Consider the following 540-nt stretch of genomic DNA (forward strand, 5'->3'; position numbering starts at 1 on the left):
GGTACCATTGGTCACGTTGACCATGGTAAAACAACTTTAACAGCTGCTATCACAAAGACTCTTCATGAGAGATTAGGTACTGGTGAGGCTGTTGCTTTCGAGAACATCGATAAGGCTCCGGAAGAGAGAGAGCGTGGTATCACAATCTCTACTGCTCACGTTGAGTACGAGACAGAGAAGAGACACTATGCACACGTTGACTGCCCAGGCCATGCTGACTATGTAAAGAACATGATCACTGGTGCTGCTCAGATGGACGGCGCTATCCTTGTTGTTGCTGCTACCGATGGTGTTATGGCTCAGACAAGAGAGCACATCCTGCTTTCCCGTCAGGTAGGCGTTCCTTATATCGTAGTATTCATGAATAAGTGCGATATGGTTGACGATGCCGAGTTACTTGAATTAGTAGACATGGAAATCCGTGAACTCTTAAACGAGTATGAATTCCCGGGCGATGATACACCAATCATCCAGGGTTCTGCATTAAAGGCTCTTGAAGATCCGACCAGTGAGTGGGGCGACAAGATTCTTGAATTAATG

1 protein-coding gene is annotated in these 540 nt (G+C 46.5%); it reads left to right on the forward strand.

What is annotated here, in order from left to right:
• A partial coding sequence (locus NE664_13065; protein MCQ4727563.1) for a GTP-binding protein occupies window positions 1-540 on the forward strand: 540 nt, incomplete at both ends.

The sequence above is a fragment of the Anaerotignum faecicola genome (assembly GCA_024460105.1).
Lineage (GTDB): Bacteria > Bacillota > Clostridia > Lachnospirales > Anaerotignaceae > JANFXS01.